Annotated in this window: 12 protein-coding genes and 1 pseudogene; 5 read left to right on the top strand and 8 right to left on the bottom strand. The window is 64.8% G+C overall.

The features are described 5' to 3' along the window. From AB839_RS18185 to dnaA, 8 genes and pseudogenes are all read right to left on the bottom strand, one after another. Positions 1–229 (bottom strand): annotated as a pseudogene (locus AB839_RS18185) (energy transducer TonB); the annotation flags it as partial. 143 nt (positions 230–372) lie between these two features. Then, a complete protein-coding gene (locus AB839_RS18180; protein ID WP_061480436.1) occupies positions 373–1566 on the bottom strand; it encodes a tetratricopeptide repeat protein in 1194 nt (397 codons plus the stop codon). 132 nt (positions 1567–1698) lie between these two features. Beyond that, on the bottom strand, positions 1699–2505 hold the full coding sequence (locus AB839_RS18175; RefSeq protein WP_061480435.1) for a M48 family metallopeptidase: 807 nt from the start codon (positions 2503–2505) through the stop codon (positions 1699–1701). 71 nt (positions 2506–2576) lie between these two features. Next, positions 2577–3425, bottom strand: coding sequence for a CPBP family intramembrane glutamic endopeptidase (locus tag AB839_RS18170; RefSeq protein ID WP_049417132.1), 849 nt, complete (start codon positions 3423–3425; stop codon positions 2577–2579). Between the two features lie 67 nt (positions 3426–3492). Continuing rightward, positions 3493–5952: a DNA topoisomerase (ATP-hydrolyzing) subunit B gene (gyrB, locus tag AB839_RS18165; protein ID WP_061480434.1), complete on the bottom strand. Its 2460-nt coding sequence runs from the start codon at positions 5950–5952 to the stop codon at positions 3493–3495. 112 nt (positions 5953–6064) lie between these two features. Then, complete coding sequence (recF, locus tag AB839_RS18160) at positions 6065–7159, bottom strand: DNA replication/repair protein RecF (RefSeq protein ID WP_061480433.1); 1095 nt, start codon at positions 7157–7159, stop codon at positions 6065–6067. Between the two features lie 984 nt (positions 7160–8143). After that, positions 8144–9244, bottom strand: coding sequence for a DNA polymerase III subunit beta (dnaN, locus tag AB839_RS18155; RefSeq protein WP_005411731.1), 1101 nt, complete (start codon positions 9242–9244; stop codon positions 8144–8146). A 275-nt stretch (positions 9245–9519) separates the two neighbouring features. After that, positions 9520–10851, bottom strand: coding sequence for a chromosomal replication initiator protein DnaA (gene dnaA, locus AB839_RS18150; RefSeq protein ID WP_061480432.1), 1332 nt, complete (start codon positions 10849–10851; stop codon positions 9520–9522). 255 nt (positions 10852–11106) lie between these two features. On the opposite strand from dnaA, the gene rpmH reads away from it, so the two are divergent. From rpmH to mnmE, 5 genes are all read left to right on the top strand, one after another. Beyond that, positions 11107–11247 carry a 50S ribosomal protein L34 gene (rpmH, locus tag AB839_RS18145; RefSeq protein WP_005411729.1) on the top strand — a complete coding sequence of 47 codons (141 nt, stop codon included), beginning with the start codon at positions 11107–11109 and terminating at the stop codon, positions 11245–11247. A gap of 5 nt (positions 11248–11252) precedes the next feature. After that, positions 11253–11747, top strand: coding sequence for a ribonuclease P protein component (rnpA, locus tag AB839_RS18140; RefSeq protein WP_072168770.1), 495 nt, complete (start codon positions 11253–11255; stop codon positions 11745–11747). Further along, positions 11747–13462, top strand: coding sequence for a membrane protein insertase YidC (gene yidC, locus AB839_RS18135; RefSeq protein WP_061480431.1), 1716 nt, complete (start codon positions 11747–11749; stop codon positions 13460–13462). The genes rnpA and yidC overlap by 1 nt, the downstream gene beginning before the upstream one ends. Before the next feature lie 115 nt (positions 13463–13577). Further along, positions 13578–16247 (top strand): polysaccharide deacetylase family protein, encoded by a 2670-nt coding sequence (locus tag AB839_RS18130; protein ID WP_061480430.1) that lies wholly within the window; start codon positions 13578–13580, stop codon positions 16245–16247. Positions 16248–16250: 3 nt separating this feature from the next. Next, entirely contained in the window at positions 16251–17600 is a 1350-nt protein-coding gene (gene mnmE, locus AB839_RS18125) for a tRNA uridine-5-carboxymethylaminomethyl(34) synthesis GTPase MnmE (RefSeq protein WP_061480429.1), read from the top strand. Positions 17601–17728 lie beyond the last annotated feature (128 nt).

The raw sequence follows: 17728 nt of genomic DNA, 5'->3' as shown, positions 1-17728 counted from the left end.
GCGGCGGCGGCGGCGGCGGCGGTGGGGGCGGCGGCGGCGCGTCGACGATGGTCACCATGACGTTGCGCTCCTTCTCCGCGACGGCCTTGGGAGCCACGGCGGGAATCAGGAGCATCATGAAGGCGGCCAGATGCAGGGCAATTACAAACGCGATGCCGACGATGCGAGGCCAGCTCAGCCCCTTGTCATCGGGTTGTTCGTACCGGTGAACGACTAGTTGTTCCGTCATGCGCCAAGAGCTCAATAGTGGGGCCGGAATCCCGGGGGCGGGATCCCTGATCAGCGGTGCATGACACCGCAGGAACCTCCAAGCTTATACCAATCCTGAGCGCCTGCGCATCAACTGAGCAGGCATTCAGGCGTTATTCCTACTTACTTCAGGTTGATGATTTTTTTGGCATCAGCCTGGTTCTTCACGCCCTTCGCCAGCGCCTGCTGGGCGGCCTGCTTGGCCTCGGGGACGCGACCTTCGGCATGCAGGACGCGTGCCAGGTTCAGGTAGGTCTCACCGTCCTTGGAGAGCGGGGCGGCCTTCTGCCACGCATCGATCGCCTGCGGCACCTGGTCGGAGTAGTAGTAGGACTGGGCCAGCGCCAGGTAGACCTGGTAATCCGGCTTCAGGATGCCCTTCTGCAACCCTTCGTTGATGACCGCGATGACGTCCTTTTCCTTGTTCTCGGTGTTGGCATAGATCGAGTACAGCTGCTTGTACTCGCGCTCTTCGGTGAGCTGGCCGCTGCTGCGCAGCTTGTCCATCACCGCGGCGGCCTTCGGCATCTGGTCAGCCTGCATGTACATGTTGGCCAGATTCAGCTGGGCCTTCTTGTCCGACGGGTTCTTGGCCGCCAGCGCTTCTGCGGCCTGCACGGCCTCACCGGTCTGGCCGGCTTCGGAAAGGGCCGCCATCAGCAGCTGGTTCCAGTTGTCCTTCGGCTCGGCAGCGCCCGCGATGGCCTGCTTCAGCACCGGGATCGCTTCCTGGTAGCGCTCCAGCTGGTACAGCGCCTGGCCCTTGGCAATCAGCTCTTCCGGCTTGGTCGACTTGCTCTCGGCGAAGTACTTGTCCAGGGTGGCCAGGCCTTCGGCAGTCTGGTCTTCCTGCAGCTGCAGCTGGCCCAGCATCAGCATCGACTGGAAGTGGCCGTTGTTGTCCAGGCCGTTGAACTGGATGACCTGCTTCAGGTAGGCGATGGCGGCCGGGGTGTCGTCGGTCTGGTAGGCGGCCTGCGAGGCCAGCTGCGCGGCCAGCGACTTGTCGTACTCGTTGGAGGCGCTGTCAGCCAGGATCGCGTCAGCCTGCGTACGCGTCTCCGGGAACTTTTCCTTGTTGTAGCTGTCGATCATTTTCTGCAGCTTGCTGCCCATCTTGGCCGAGGCCTTGACGGTCGGCTCCTGGCGGGTCGCATTCGGGTACAGCGGTTCGGCCTTGGCCTGCTTGCTGCTGCCGCCGCGGCTGCCACGGTCGGAGGAACGCGAGGACTGCGCGAAGGCATCGGTGACCACGGCGCCGGTCAGGGCGGTCGCGACGAGGACGGAAAGCACAGCTTTGTGGTTACGGAAAATCATCGTTCACCTCGATCGAACCGCCGGATAGCGGCAAAGTCGGACTGTCAGAAAAATCTGAGCCGCCAAACGTATCAGAAACAGATGGCGTGAGAAATCGTTTTATGTGCTGCAATACAGCATAGAACTGCGCACTCATCCGCACTTTGGCCGCAGCCCGGCCGCCTGCGCCTGCTGATAGACCGGCGCCAGGCCCGGTGCGTCACGTCGCAGCTCCTGGATCCGGTTGGCCGGATCGGGGTGGGTGGACAGCCATTGCGGGCTTCGACCGCCGCTGGCGGCCATCATGTTCTGCCACAGATCCACGGCCTGGGCCGGGTTGAATCCGGCCTGGGCCATCAGTCGCTGGCCGATCACGTCGGCCTCGCTTTCCTGGGTCCGCGAGCCGGGCAACAGGAAGGCCGCCTGCGCGCCCATGCCGCCCAACTGGTTGACCGTACTGGCGGCACCATCGCCATAGGCGGCACCGGCCAGCGCGCCCAGCACGGCCAGCCCGGTCTGCGCGCCCATCTGCCGGGTGATGCGCTCCTCGTGGTGGCGGGCGATGACGTGGCCGATTTCATGGCCGATTACGGCAGCCAGCTGATCCTGGTTCCTGGCAACGGTGAAGATGCCAGTGTTCACGCCGACCTTGCCGCCGGGCAGGGCGAAGGCGTTGGGCTCCTTGTCGACGAACACCGCCGTCTCCCACCGTACGCCACGGTATTGAGGCGGCAACTGCGCGACCAGGGCATTGACCACGCACTGCACGTAGCCGTTCTGGCGGCCATCGGTGCTGATCTTCTCTTTCTGCTTGGTCTCGGCAAACGCCTGCGCACCGAGCTGGTCAAGCTGCGCCTGCGACACGCCGCCCACCATCTGCCGTCGTCCGGTTGGCGAGGTGGTGGTCGCACAGGCACTGACCACGGTGGTGATGACTAGAGCCAGCAGCAGTTGTTTCATGGGTCCGCCCCCGTGTTCATGTGCGCAGTGTGTAGCGTACCTGCTTAATCTTTCGTCAAGCGGGCACGGCGTTACGTTGACCCCAGGAACACCATTGCGGCGAGCGCGACCGCGTTGTTCAGCGCATGCGCGGCAATCGCCGCCCACAGGGTGCCGGTGCGGCGGTACAGCCAGCAGAAGGCGGCGCCCATGCCACCGTACACCAGCCACAGCTGCGCCATGCCCAGCAGCGAGTTCTTGCTGACACCGGGCACTTCGTGGACCAGGGCGAACGCCAGGCTGCTGAGGATCAGGCCCAGCCAGGGGCGGCCGGCCTGCCACAGGCGCCCGAACAGGACGCGGCGGAACAGCAGCTCTTCGTAGGCGGGGGCGAGGACGACCGCAAACAGCACCAGGAACAGCGGGAAGCGAGCGATTGCGCTCTGCATCAGTTCCACGTTGGTGGGCACCGGCTCGATGCCGAACTGCTTGGAAAGGAAGGCGATGCCGTTGCTGCCGAGCACGATCAGCGTGGCCACCAGCAGGGTCCAGCCCCAGGTGGACGGCCGCAGCAACGCCTGTCGCGACGCCATGCGTTCGCCGGCGTTTGCCGGGCGTCGCCAGAAGTACAGCAGCAGCGCGGCGCCACCGGTGGCGATCAGGGCCATCAGGATCTGCGCCAGGGCACCGGGCTGGCCCACTGCCGCGCCGACGGCGTCAGGTGTCAGTCCACCGCCATTGGCCTCGGCGTTGGCGCGGCTGACCACGATTGCACGGTAGAAGCCCCAGAACAGGCCGGTGACCATGCTCAGGCCGACCAGGGTAACGGCGGCGATGCCCAGGTCGATGAAGAAGCCTGCCAACGGTGCCACGGCGCGCGGTGGGGCAGACACCGGCGGAACCGGGGGCGGGGCGGCGGAGACCGGGGTGGATGCGGACATCAGGTACCTGTGTTCAAGGGACGAAGGCCGGTGCAGCTCCCCGCGCACCGGCCAGGTCCCGATTGTGTCAGATATCCAGGTTGGCGACCTTCAGCGCATTGTCTTCGATGAAGTCGCGACGCGGCTCGACGACATCGCCCATCAGGGTGCTGAAGATCTGGTCGGCAGCGACCGCATCCTCGATGCGCACCTGCAGCAGGCGACGGGTTTCCGGGTTCACCGTGGTATCCCACAACTGCTCCGGATTCATTTCACCCAGACCCTTGAATCGCTGGATCTGGCGGCCGCGCTTGGCCTCCTCGAGCAGCCAGTTCTGCGCCTTCGCGAAGCTGTCGACTTCGATCGACTTGGCGCCGCGGGAAATCGTTGCACCTTCGCGCACCAGGCCGTGCAGCAGCTTGGAGGCCTGGTGGATCGCACGCAGTTCGCCACTCTCGAACGCCGACATCGGCAGCACCTGGATATGCTCCTCGCCCATGTGGCGACGGGTCACCAGCACGGCGGCCGGGCGCTCGTCGTTGGCTTCCTGCAGTTCCAGGCTGAAACGCGGGCTGCCCAGGCTGCCCTGGTTGAGGCGCTTGGCCAGCGCATCCAAGCCTTCGCCTTCGCCGGCATTGCGCAGGCTGTCCATGTCCATCGGCACGAAATCGACCAGCGCTTCGAGCAGGTTGCGGTCATAACGGTGCGCGTTGCGTTCGATGGAATCGAGCGCGGCGGCGTAGGCCAGCAGCAGCTTCTCCAGCGCCAGGCCTTCGATGCCGGGCTCGCCGGTGGCCGGCACCAGTGAAGCGTTTTCCACTGCGCTGCTGGCCAGGTAGCTGTCCAGCGCCGGGTCATCCTTTAAGTACAGCTCCTGCTTGCCCTGCTTGATCTTGTACAGCGGCGGCAGGCCGATGTAGACGTAACCGCGCTCGATCAGCTCCGGCATCTGACGGTAGAAGAACGTCAGCAGCAGGGTGCGGATGTGGGCGCCGTCGACGTCGGCGTCGGTCATGATGATGATCTTGTGGTAGCGCAGCTTGTCCGGGTTGTACTCGTCGCGGCCGATGCCGGTACCCAGTGCGGTGATCAGCGTACCGACCTGGTCGGAGGACAGCATGCGGTCGAAGCGCGCGCGTTCCACGTTGAGAATCTTGCCGCGCAGCGGCAGCACCGCCTGGTTCTTGCGGTTGCGGCCCTGCTTGGCCGAGCCACCTGCCGAGTCACCCTCGACGATGAACAGTTCGGACAGCGCCGGGTCCTTTTCCTGGCAGTCGGCCAGCTTGCCCGGCAGGCCGGCGATGTCCAGCGCGCCCTTGCGGCGGGTCAGGTCGCGGGCCTTGCGCGCAGCTTCACGCGCACGCGCGGCATCGACGATCTTGCCGGCGATCGCCTTGGCTTCGTTCGGGTTTTCCTGCAGGAACTCTTCCAGGCGCGCACCGAAGGCGTTTTCCACCGCCGGACGCACGTCGGAGCTGACCAGCTTCTCCTTGGTCTGGCTGGAGAAGCTCGGGTCCGGCACCTTCACCGACAGCACCGCGATCATGCCTTCGCGCATGTCGTCGCCGGTCAGGTTGATCTTGGCCTGCTTGGCGATGCCGTTCTGCTCGATGTAGTTGTTGAGCACGCGGGTCAACGCACCGCGGAAACCGGCGAGGTGAGTACCGCCGTCCTTCTGCGGGATGTTGTTGGTGAAGCAGTACATCGTCTCCTGGTAGGAGTCGGTCCACTGCAGCGCCACCTCCACGACGATGCCGTTGTGCTCGCCGGTGACGGAGATGACATTCGGGTGCAGCGGGGTCTTCAGCTGGGCCAGATGCTCCACGAAGCTGCGGATGCCGCCTTCGTAGTGGAAGTCATCGCGACGGCCGTCGCCGCGCTCGTCGGCAAGGACGATCTTGACGCCGGAGTTCAGGAACGACAACTCGCGCAGACGGCGGGCCAGGATGTCGTAGTGGAATTCCACGTTGTCGTGGAAGGCGACGGTGGACGGCCAGAAGCGCACGGTGGTGCCACGCTTGGTGGTGGCTTCCAGCTTGGCGAGCGGGGTCACGGCCGCGCCGTTGCTGAATTCCTGCTGGTAGTGGGAGCCGTTCTGGAACACGTCCACCAGCAGCTTCTGCGACAGCGCGTTGACCACGCTGACGCCGACGCCGTGCAGGCCGCCGGAAACCTTGTAGCTGTTGTCGTCGAACTTGCCGCCTGCGTGCAGGACGGTCATGACGACTTCGGCGGCGGACACTTCGCGACCGAGCTTGGCGCTCATCTGCTCGTGCTTGCCGGTCGGGATGCCGCGACCGTTGTCGGACACCGAGACCGAACCGTCAGCGTGGATCGTCACCGCGACATGGTCGGCGTGGCCGGCCAGCGCTTCGTCGATCGAGTTGTCGACAACCTCGAACACCATGTGGTGCAGACCGGTGCCGTCATGCACGTCACCGATGTACATGCCGGGTCGCTTGCGGACAGCCTCCAGGCCTTCCAGGGCGGTAATGCTGTTGGCGTCGTAATTGCCGTTGTTTGCCGGGGTGTTCTGTTCGTCGCTCATTGCGCTTGCCGTAGGCTCCGCAGGTCGGACACCGCTTGGGGCGATGTGCCGAGAATGAAAGGATTCCAACCCGAATTATACCAGCCGGGGTCGAGTGGCCCTGATGTGCCCACTATGGCACAGCCACGATCTGTGCATGTTCCACGTGGAACCGGGCGATCTGGGTCAGGCCCTGCAGGGCCGCCGGAGGTTCAGTAGCGGTGACGAAGATCTGCGCCGGGCCGGTGAGCAGGCGCTCCAATACCCGCGCCTGGTGGGTACGATCCAGTTCGGAGGCCAGATCGTCCAGTGCGATCACCGGCCATTCGCCGCGCTGTTCTGCATAGTCCTCAGCCTGCGCCAGCAGGCACGCCAATGCGGTGAGCTTGGCCTGACCGCGTGACAGTGCATCGCGACCAGGAATGCTGTGGAAATCCACGCTCCAGTCCGCCCGGTGCGGCCCAACCGAGGTGTAGCCGGCCTGGCGGTCACGATCCCGGGCCAGAAGCAGAGCATCTGCCAGGGGAAGCTCATGCCGACGCCAGCCCGGACTGAGTTGCAGTGCCTGGATGCCGAGTTGCGGCGCCAAACTGGCAGCCAGCGCCACGGCACGCTGCTGCAGCCGCTCAAGGTAGTGCTGACGCCGGCTGGTAAGGGGCTCTCCGGCCTCAGCCAACTCGTGATCCCAGGTGTCCAGCATCCGCGACGGGCCGCCCTGCTTGAGCAGGGCATTGCGCTGCTTCAGCGCCCTTGAATAGCGGCGCCACAAGGACAGGAAATCAGGTTCCACGTGGAACAAGCCCCAATCCAGGAAGCGACGGCGGGGCTCGCCACCACCGCTGACCAGCGCATGGCTGCCGGGCTCGAACGTCACTACCGCCAGCGCTGCGCAGAGGTTGCCGAGCTGAGCCACATCTTCACCGTCCAATCGTCCCTTCCAGTCCTGGCCACTGTGGCGCAGGCCGGCCTTTCGGCGATGCGGCGCGTGGTCGGCGCGCTGCTCGTCCCATTCCACGAAGATCTCCAGCGCCTCCTGGCCCTGGCGTACCAGTCCATCGCGGACCCGGCCGCGGAAGCTGCGGCCATAGGCCATCAGATGCAGGGCCTCCAGCACGCTCGTCTTGCCGGCACCATTGTCGCCAGTGAGCAGGTTCAGCCCCGGCTGGGGCAAGAGATCCACCGCACTGAAGCGACGCAGTTGGTGCAAGGCGAGGCGGCGGATAAGCATGGGGCGCGAACGACCATCCGCTCGAGGCGGCAGAGGGGCAGGGAATCCATCAGCTTACTGCATCGGTCAAGCCGGACGTGCTGCACCCGCATCGATTCGGAGCAGAAGCTCCCGCGCACCAACTGATCGCGGGTTCCACGTGGCGCCGGTTCACCGGCATGCCCGTTTCCAGCTCCGGACGCAGCTGAAATTCCTTCAATTCTGCACAGGGTTGCGGGGCGTGGCCCGCCAGAATTCAAGGATTTCAGGACCACTGCCGCAGGTGTTTGCTGAACGCTTGCCCGGCCAGGTGAGCGGGCGGGGGCCCGGGTTCCTCCAAATCTGCGATCCGATGCCATGGGAGGTTCCACAGATTTCAAAGAATCCGGCCCATTCGTTTCACGCTGTCCACAGCGGGACTGTATGACTTATACACAAGGTATGGGCAATCTGTGGATAAAAAAGCCCTTTTGCTTGGGTCTGGAAACTATCCACAGGTTCCCCCCCAGCCTGAGGCGCCTCTATACAGGGGGTTTCACCCACATAAATTCCTTTTAAATCATGTAGATAACACATTTCTCCACGAAATCTGGCTCTACCATCACCACCATGCTTTAGATTTATACCCAGATTTAGAAGCTAGGCTTGGCTCGATCTGCCCCGAATGGATCCTGTGGACAGAGAGGATTTCAGAAACAGCGAGCACCGTCGCCGCAGCGTGGATGCGCTTCGGCATCCGACCAGGCCAGGTCCATAGCAACTGCGTTGAGACTCCAGGTACCGGCCCCGATCAAACTTGATTCGGAAGCAGTCCCTGGCATCGACTCAAAGTCCCGTCGGTAGTTGGGAAGCAAAGCGCACGCAACCGGGTGCATCAAGGAAGATGCGTTCCGTCCGAAATACACGCTGGAAAGGGTCGGCCCGATGATCCACGTGGAACGTGCAAAAAAAAACGCCCGGGAGCTTCCCGGGCGTCGTTATGTTCCACGTGGAACCGGGCTGATGTCAGAGACGCAGCGGCATGACCACGTGGCGCGACTTCTCGCTGCTGGACTCACGCACCAGCGCCGAGGAGTTGGAGTCGCGCAGCTGGATGATGACTTCCTCATCGCGCAGGGCGGAGAGGGCATCCAGCAAGTAGTTCACGTTGAAGCCGATGGCGAGATCGCTGACCGTGGTATCGGCTTCGATCTCTTCCTGGGCTTCCTCCTGCTCCGGGTTGTGCGCGCTGATCTTCAGGTTGCCCGGCGACACTTCCACGCGGATGCCGCGGTACTTCTCGTTGGACAGGATCGCAGCGCGCTGCAGCGAGGCGCGCAGCGCTTCACGATCAACCTTCACCTCACGGTCGGCACCGATCGGAATCACCGCTTCGTAATCCGGGAAACGGCCGTCGATCAGCTTGGAGGTAAAGGTGACATCGTCGCGCTTGACGCGGACGTGGCTGCGGCCGACTTCCAGCTCGATCTCGCGATCACCGCTTTCCAGCAGGCGCTGCAGTTCGGTCACGCCCTTGCGCGGCACGATGATCTGGCGCTTGGAACCGCTCGGCTTGGCCAGGTCGGTTTCACACAGCGCCAGACGGTGGCCGTCGGTGGCAACGGTACGCAGGGCGTCGCCGCGCAGATCGAACAGCAGGCCATTGAGGTAATAGCGCACGTCCTGCTGCGCCATCGCGAACGCGGTGCGCTCGATGAGCTCCTTCAGGGTCGCTTCGCCGATGGCCACGCGCTCAGTGGCTTCCACTTCGTCAACCGACGGGAAGTCATTGGAGGGCAGGGTTGCCAGGGTGAAGCGGCTACGACCGGCCTGCACGGTGATCTTGTCTCCGGTCTGCGACACGGTGATCCGGCTGCCATCGGGCAGGGCGCGGATGATCTCGAACAGCTTGCGGGCGGGGATGGTGGTTTCGCCGTCCTGGGCATCTTCAACCGCGATCCGCGACACCATCTCCACTTCCAGGTCGGTACCGGTCAGCGACAGCTGGCCGTTCTGCACCTGGACCAGGAAATTGGCCAGAACCGGAAGGGTCTGGCGGCGTTCGACCACGTTGACGACCTGTGCCAACGGCTTGAGAAAGGCTTCGCGCTGCAGTGTGAAACGCATGTGGTTCCGTGCCCCTATGCTTTAAAAAATGTGGAATAAATCAAAAGCTTGGTGGTGCTGGTAGAGACAGAATCGCTGGAAAACAATGCTAAGTCTTTGTAAATAAAGGAGTTTCAGGCATCGAAACCCTCTGTATTACCGACCCCCAAGGGGTGGGGAAAGCTGTGGATAAATTCGACGGGATTTCAGACGCCATTTTTATCCACAACGTGTCCCGCGCTTGCTACCGGATTCTGCACCGTTTTGTGCGATGACGCCTCATCGGCATCCGTGCATCATTCGCTCAGCTTCCGGATCAGCTTGTCCCAGTCTTCGCGGAGCTTGCCGTCGGTTTCCATCAGGGTCCGGATCTGGCGGCAGGCATGCAGCACCGTGGTGTGATCGCGACCGGCAAAGGCGTCGCCGATCTCGGGCAGGCTGTGCTCGGTCAGTTCCTTGGTCAGGGCCATGGCGACCTGGCGGGGGCGAGCGAGCGAGCGGGTCCGACGCTTCGACAGCAGATCCTTGATCTGCAGGCCGTAGTAGTCGGCAACGGTTTTCTGGATGTTGGGAATGCTGATCGCCTGCTGCTGGGCGCGCAGCAGGTCGCGCAGGGTTTCCTGAGCGAATTCGGTGGTGATCGCGCGGCCGGTGAAGTTGGCGCGGGCGGTCAGGGTATTGAGCGCGCCCTCGAGGTCGCGCACGTTGGAGCGCATCTTCTTGGCGATCAGGAACGCAACATCATCGGGAATCTCGGCACCGCGTTCGCGCGCCTTGGCCAGCACGATCGCGGCGCGGGTCTCGAAGTCCGGCGGTTCGATCGCGACCGACAGGCCCCAGGCAAGCCGCGACTTCAGGCGCGCTTCCAGGCCTTCGACCTCCCGCGGATAGCGGTCACAGGTCAGGATGATCTGCTGCTTGCCATCGAACAACGCGTTGAAGGTGTGGAAGAACTCTTCCTGCGTGCGGTCCTTGCCGGCGAAGAACTGGATGTCATCGATCAACAGCGCGTCCACCTGCTGGAACTGGCGCTTGAACTGATCCATGGTCTTTTCCTGCAGGGCCCGGATCATGGCGCTGAAGAACTGTTCCGAACGCAGGTACAGCACCTTCGCGACTGGATTGGCCTGGCGCATCGCGTTGCCGGCGGCGAACATCAGGTGGGTCTTGCCCAGGCCGGTGCCTCCGTACAGCAGCAGCGGGTTGTGGGCCCGGTCGCCCGGCTTCTGCGCTGCCTGGAAGGCAGCGGCCAGGCCCAGCTGGTTACTGCGCCCTTCGACGAAGTTGGCGAAGGTGTAGTGATTGTCCAGATTGCCGGCAAACGGCACCTGCGGTTCGCTGGACACAGGCGCCGACGACGTGGAAACCGGCGCGTTCTGCGCCTCCACGGGGCGCGGGCGCGAGCCGATTTCAAGAAAAACGTCGCTGAAACCGGCGAAGTGAGCCAGCAGTTCGCGGATCCGGGCCAGGTACAACTCGCGGACCTGGTCGACGATGAAGGCATTCGGTGCATACAGCACCAGGCTGTCCACGCGCAGATCGGCCTGCAGCGGCTTCAACCAGGTATGAACGTCTTCCGGCGGGAACTCCGCTTCGAGGCGCTCGAGACTACGGGACCAGGCATCCATCAGCAATAATCGTCCGGTGGCCGGGGCATGGACGCGACAAGGCGCCCAAACACAGGCCGGAAAGGGGGGAAATGGATGGCTCAGACTACCACCGAGCGCCCGCCTTCGGAATGCTTGTCCCCTACTTATTCACAAAAACATCCACAGCTATTGCACAGCCCGGTGAATTCGCGTAGTCCCCAGGGGTTGACGTGAGGGGGGAGACCTCTCTAGAATTTCCGGTTCTTTCCGTCCCATTCATACGAGAGGCCCCCAATGGCCACGAAGCGCACCTACCAGCCCAGCAACCTCAAGCGTAAGCGCGACCACGGCTTCCGTGCCCGTATGAAGACCGCTGACGGCCGCAAGATCCTGTCGCGTCGCCGCGCCAAGGGCCGCAAAGTCCTGAGCGCCTGATTGCCATGCCGCACCCTGCGGCAGACGCAATCCCTTCGACAGTGAATACTGCAGACCCGCGCAAGCGATTCCCTCGCTCTGCGCGGGTTCGCACGCGTGCCGAATACTCAACGGTCTTCAACGGCGCCCGCCGTGTGTCCGATCCGCTGATGACCCTGCACTGGCTGCCGGCTGACCGGCCGGCCAGGCTGGGTCTGGCGGTTTCCCGCAAGGTCGATCCGAACGCCGTTGGGCGTAACCGGATCAAGCGCGTCCTGCGCGACATCCTGCGTCAGACACGTACCGATATCCAGCCAGGCGACTTCGTCGTCGTGGCCCGTAGTGCTGCGCGTTCCGCCAGCAACGACGAGATCCGCCAGGCCTTCCTGCGCCTGCTGCGTCGCCTGCGTGCATTGCCCGCGCCGGGCGTGGACGGCACAATGCCGCCGCCTGATGGCATCGCAACTCCTTCTTTGACCGAGCCGGCATCGCGTCCCGGCCCCGCCGAGCCTGTCCGCTGATGAACCAGACCCGCGTATTCCTCATTTTTGCCTGGCTGATGGTGGCCGTGCTGCTGTGGATGGAGTGGAGCCGTGAAAAGGCTGCTCCGACCCCGGCACCGACTACCACGTCCGCCCCGGCTGCCGCACAGAGTGTTCCGGGCGCTGCCTCGGGCGGCATTCCCAGTGCACAGGTCCCGGGCGCCCCGGGCCAGGCCGCTGTGCAGGCGCAGGCCAGTGCCACCCCGGCCAGCCAGCGCGTGACCGTCACCACCGACGTGCTGCGCCTGGTGCTTGATGGTGGCCGCGTGCTCGACGCCGAGCTGCTGCAGTTCCCGCAGACCAAGGACGAAGGCAGCCCGCCGGTTCGCCTGCTGACCGAAGACCCCGCGCATCCGTACAGCGCGATCAGTGGCTGGGCCAGCGAAGACAAGAACACCCCGGTTCCCGGCGCCGACGGCTTCAAGCTGGTCGGTGACACCAAGGACTTCGTGCTGGCCAAGGGCCAGAACGAGCTGCAGATCCCGTTCGTGTGGACGGCCGACAACGGCGTGACCATCAAGCGCACCCTGACCGTCTCGCGCAACGAGTATGCCGTGCGCTTCAAGGACGAAGTCAGCAATACCGGCGCCGCGCCGTGGAACGGCTACGTCTACCGCACCCTGGACCGCACCCCGACCATCCTGTCGCGGAGCATGACCAACCCGGACTCCTTCAGCTTCAACGGTGCCACCTGGTACGACAACGACAAGAAGTACCAGCGTCGTGCGTTCAAGGACTACCTGGAAGACGGCACGCTCAACCAGAACATCACCGGCGGCTGGCTGGCGATGCTGCAGCACCACTTCTTCACCGCCTGGATCCCGCAGAAGGACCAGACCGCACACTACGTGCTGTCGCAGGTGGCCGGTCGTGACCTGATCGAAGCGCGTGGCCCGGCCTTCACCGTGGCGCCGGGCCAGTCCACCAGCACCGAAGCCCGCCTGTGGGTCGGCCCGAAGCTGGTCAACCTGATTGCCAAGGAAGACGTGCCGGGCCTGGACCGCGTGGTCGACTACAGCCGCTTCTCGATGATGGCGGTGATCGGCCAGGGCCTGTTCTGGGTGCTGAACCAGGTGCACAAGCTGGTCGGCAACTGGGGCTGGGCGATCGTCGGCCTGGTGGTGCTGCTGAAGCTGGTGCTGTACCCGCTGTCGGCGACCCAGTACAAGAGCGGTGCCAAGATGCGTCGCTTCCAGCCGCGCATCGCGCAGCTGAAGGAACGCTATGGCGACGACCGCCAGAAGTTCCAGACCGCGATGATGGAGCTGTACAAGAAGGAAAAGATCAATCCGATGGGCGGCTGCCTGCCGATCCTCATCCAGATGCCGATCTTCTTCGCCCTGTACTGGGTGCTGGTGGAATCGGTCGAACTGCGCCAAGCGCCCTGGTTCGGCTGGATCCAGGACCTCACTGCACGCGACCCGTACTTCATCCTGCCGGTGATCAACGTGGCGGTGATGTGGTTCACCCAGAAGCTGACCCCGGCACCGGGCATGGACCCGATGCAGCAGAAGATGATGCAGTTCATGCCGCTGGTGTTCGGCGTCATGATGGCCTTCATGCCGTCCGGCCTGGTCCTGTACTGGGTGGTCAACGGCGGCCTGGGCCTGCTGCAGCAGTGGTGGATGACCAAGCGCCATGGCGGCGAGCCGGTCCCGGCCACCACCGCTCCGGCTCCGGTCAAGAAGAAGTAATCGGCAGAGCCGGCCACTGGCCGGCCGACCCCAGCAGAAGCCCGCCGCAAGGCGGGCTTTTCGCATGCGGCGTTAGAATCGCCTGCACACCGTTCCTCCCATCTTCGAGTCCGCCATGCGTGCGTCGTCGTTCCGCCTGTTCCTGCCCTCGCTGCTGTTGACCCTGGCCGTAGCGGGCTGTGGCGACAAGGACGCGAAGGTGCCGGCGAGCACGGTCACCCAGCCCAGCGCGCAGGCCGCCGCCGCTGCCGATCCGGCCGCCGCGCCGTTGCTGGCCGCGCTGCAGAAGCAACTCGATGGCTACCGCCGGATCATCGTGCTGCTGGCCGACGAGGAGCAGCAGTCGACCGCCGACCGTGGCACCTCCACGCGTGCGGGCCAGCAGCTGTTCCACGATGGCCTGGAACAGCGCACGACCATCGCCGCGCAGTTCGACACCCTGCTGCGCGATTCCAGCCCGCAGCGCTTTGCCACCCTCGGCACGGTGCTGGACTACATCGAGTCTGCGCCCGAACTGTTCGACGCCGATCGCCTGGCCTTCCGTGAAGTGCTGCGTGACCTGCATGAGCGGGTCGGCACCGATTCCTCGCTGCCGGCGGTGAAGCTGCACCAGCGCATCGGTGAGGATCTGGAAGCGCTCGATGAGATCGAGCGCAACTACAACCAGGAACTGACCCGCATCTTCAGCCGCTTCGAGCGCACCCGCGCCATCGAACTGAAGCGCGAGAAGTGGGACGACTACATCGCCCACCTGCACAAGGACTACAGCCGTGAAGCGATCCTGCGCGACTACGGGGTGATCGAGCCGTATCCGATGTCGATGAAGGACAGCGACCGCGAGATCTTCGGCCGCGACCTGCCGGCCAAGACGGTGGTGCTGACCTTCGACGATGGCCCGCACAAGGCCTACACCGATGAAGTGGTGGCCATCCTCAAGCGCTACGACGTGCCGGGCGTGTTCTTCGAGGTGGGCCGCAACCTGGGCAAGGTCGAGGCCGATGGCAAGGTCAGCCTCGGCCCGATGGCGAAGATCAGCCGCAACCTGATGGAAGAAGGCTATGCGGTGGGCAACCACAGCCTGACCCATGCGCAGCTGTCGCGTACCACCGGCGATGCGCTGCGCCAGCAGGTGCTGGACACCGACACGCTGCTGAAGGATGTCGACAGCAAGCGCGCGCCGCTGTTCCGCTTCCCCTATGGCGCGCGTAATGCCGAAGGCCTGCAGCTGCTCAACGAAGCCGGGTTGAAGTCGATCATGTGGAACATCGATTCGATGGACTGGGCCGACCCGGTGCCGGAATCGATCGTGCAGCGCGTGCTCGACCAGGTGAACAAGGAACAGCGCGGCATCATCCTGTTCCATGACATCCACGACCGTGCGGTGAAGGCGTTGCCGCAGATCCTCGACCGGCTGATCGCTGATGGCTACCAGTTCGCCGGGTGGAATGGCCGCGACTTCACCGTCGCCCGCGCGCGCAAGGGTGACACCAGCCCCGCCACCGTCACCACCGGCTACGAGAAGTCGTGGGCGATCGTGGTCGGCATCGACAACTACGCCAAGTGGCCAAAGCTGGAATACGCCAGCCACGATGCGCAGGCGGTGGCCGATACCCTGACCGGGCAGTTCGGCTTCCCGTCTTCGCAGGTGATCGTGCTGAAAAACGAGCAGGCCACGCGCAACAACATCCTGGCCGCGTTCCACGACCGCCTGGCCGATGACCGCACCGGGAAGAACGACCGCGTGTTCGTATTCTTCGCTGGCCACGGCGCGACCCGCCAGCTCGCCTCCGGGCGCGACCTCGGCTACATCATCCCGGTCGATTCGGATCCGAAGGAATTCGCCACCGACGCGATTGCGATGACCGACATCCAGAACATCGCCGAAAGCATGCAGGCCAAGCATGTGATGTTCGTGATGGATGCCTGCTACAGCGGCCTCGGCCTGACCCGTGGCGGCCCGTCGTCGTCGTCGTTCCTGCGCGAGAACGCGCGTCGCAGCGCCCGGCAGATGCTGACCGCAGGTGGGGCCGACCAGCAGGTGGCCGATGCCGGCCCGAATGGCCACTCGGTATTCACCTGGGTGCTGCTGCAGGCGCTGGCTGGCAAGGGCGATCTCAACGGCGATGGCCTGATCACCGGTACCGAGCTGGCCGCCTACGTGGCGCCGGCCGTCTCAGCCGTTTCGCACCAGACCCCGGCCTTCGGCAGCCTGCCGGGTTCGCAGGGCGGCGAGTTCGTGTTCCAGGTGCCCGACAGCCAGGAATTCCTCAACGCCGATACGCGCCAGCTGACTGCCGATGCGATCGCGCTGAACAACAGGGTCGATGCCGCCAGCGAGGCCAAGGGCAGCCAGGCACCGGTGACCGTGGCCGACCTGCAGGGCGGCAAGGCCAAGCTGGTGGTGCCCAGCGCCGGTCCGGCGTCCGACCGCCAGCGCGCGCAGCAGGCCAACGACCGTGGCCTGCAGCTGTACCGCGAGAAGCAGTACGACGAGGCAGCCGCGCAGTTCACCGAAGCACTGAAGCTGCGTCCGGACTTCGCCCAGGCCGCCAACAACCTCGGCTTCGTCTACTACCGTCAGCAGCGCTACGCCGAAGCCGCACGCTGGCTGGAGAACACGCTGAAGATCGATCCGTCGCGTGCGGTGGCCTATCTCAACCTGGGCGATGCCTACTTCAACGCCGGCGACAAGGCGAAGGCGAAGCAGGCCTACACCACCTACCTGGCGCTGCAGCCGCAGGGCAGTGGTGCCGCGCAGGCACGCGCGCAGCTGGAGAAACTCTGAACCATGAACGACGCGATCCGCACCGACACCATCGTGGCCATCGCCAGCGCTCCGGGCGCTGGCGGTGTCGGCCTGCTGCGCCTGTCCGGTCCGCGCGCAGCGGCCATCGCCAACGCGTTGGGTGTGCCTGAACTGCGACCGCGCCATGCGCACTATGCGCGCCTGCGCGACGCCGATGGCGACGTCATCGACGATGGCATCGTGCTGTGGTTCCCGGCACCGAACAGCTTCACCGGCGAAGAGGTGGTGGAACTGCAGGGCCACGGCAGTCCGGTCCTGCTGCAGCAACTGGTCGCGCGCTGCATCGCGCTCGGTGCGCGCCAGGCGCGGCCGGGCGAGTTCAGCGAACGCGCGTTCCTCAACGGCAAGCTCGACCTGGCCCAGGCCGAAGCCATCGCCGACCTGATCGCGGCCGGCGACAATCGCGCCGCGCGCGCCGCGCGACGTTCGCTGGATGGTGTGTTCTCGCGGCGCATCGACGCCGTGGTCGAGCAACTGGTGCTGCTGCGCATCCACGTGGAAGCGGCCATCGACTTCGCCGACGAACCGCTGGATACCCTTGGTGGCGAGCAGGTGCGGCGTGGGCTGGAACAGGCGCGCAGTGATCTGGCCCTGCTGCGCCGCGACGCCGAACGCGGCCGTCGCCTGCGCGACGGCCTGCATGCGGTGCTGATCGGTCCGCCGAACGCGGGCAAGAGTTCATTGCTGAACGCGCTGGCCGGCAGCGAGCGCGCCATCGTCACCGACATCGCCGGCACCACCCGCGACACGCTGCGCGAGACCATCCGCCTGGACGGCCTGGAGCTGACCCTGGTCGACACTGCTGGCCTGCGCGACGGCGGCGACGCCATCGAACGCGAAGGCATGCGCCGCGCGCACGTGGAAATCGAGCGCACCGACCTGGCGCTGATCGTGCTGGATGCGCGCGATCCGGCTGCCGGGCAGGCGGCGCTGGGTGATGCCGTGGCAGCGGTGCCGCACAAGGTCTATATCCACAACAAGTCGGACCTGCTGGCGGCGCTGCCGACGCTGGATGATCCGGGCCGCGTCTTCGTTTCGGCTGCGACCGGCGCCGGGCTCGAAAATCTGCACGCGCGTTTGCGCTCGATTGCTTTGGCCGGGGCAGGGGAGCAGGTGGACGGTGAGTTCTCCGCGCGCACGCGCCATGTGCATGCCATCGAGCGAGCGCAGGAACACGCGCAGCGCGCCGATGGCGAGCTGGCGAATGAGCACCTGGAACTGGCCGCCGAGGAATTGCGGCTGGCCCATGACGCACTGGGCGAGATCACCGGGCAGATGAGTGCCGATGATCTGCTGGGAAGGATCTTCTCCAGTTTCTGCATCGGCAAGTAACTGTAGAGCCGAGCCCGTGCTCGGCTGTTCTACCGGTCAGCCGAGCATGGGCTCGGCTCTACAGGTGCAGGCTTCCCCCACCTGTCACATTGCCGCCGCATACTGACGGCCATCACATACCGCTTGGG

The organism is Stenotrophomonas sp. DDT-1 (assembly GCF_001580555.1).
GTDB lineage: Bacteria > Pseudomonadota > Gammaproteobacteria > Xanthomonadales > Xanthomonadaceae > Stenotrophomonas > Stenotrophomonas sepilia.
This window is presented reverse-complemented; position numbering and strand designations above follow the sequence as displayed.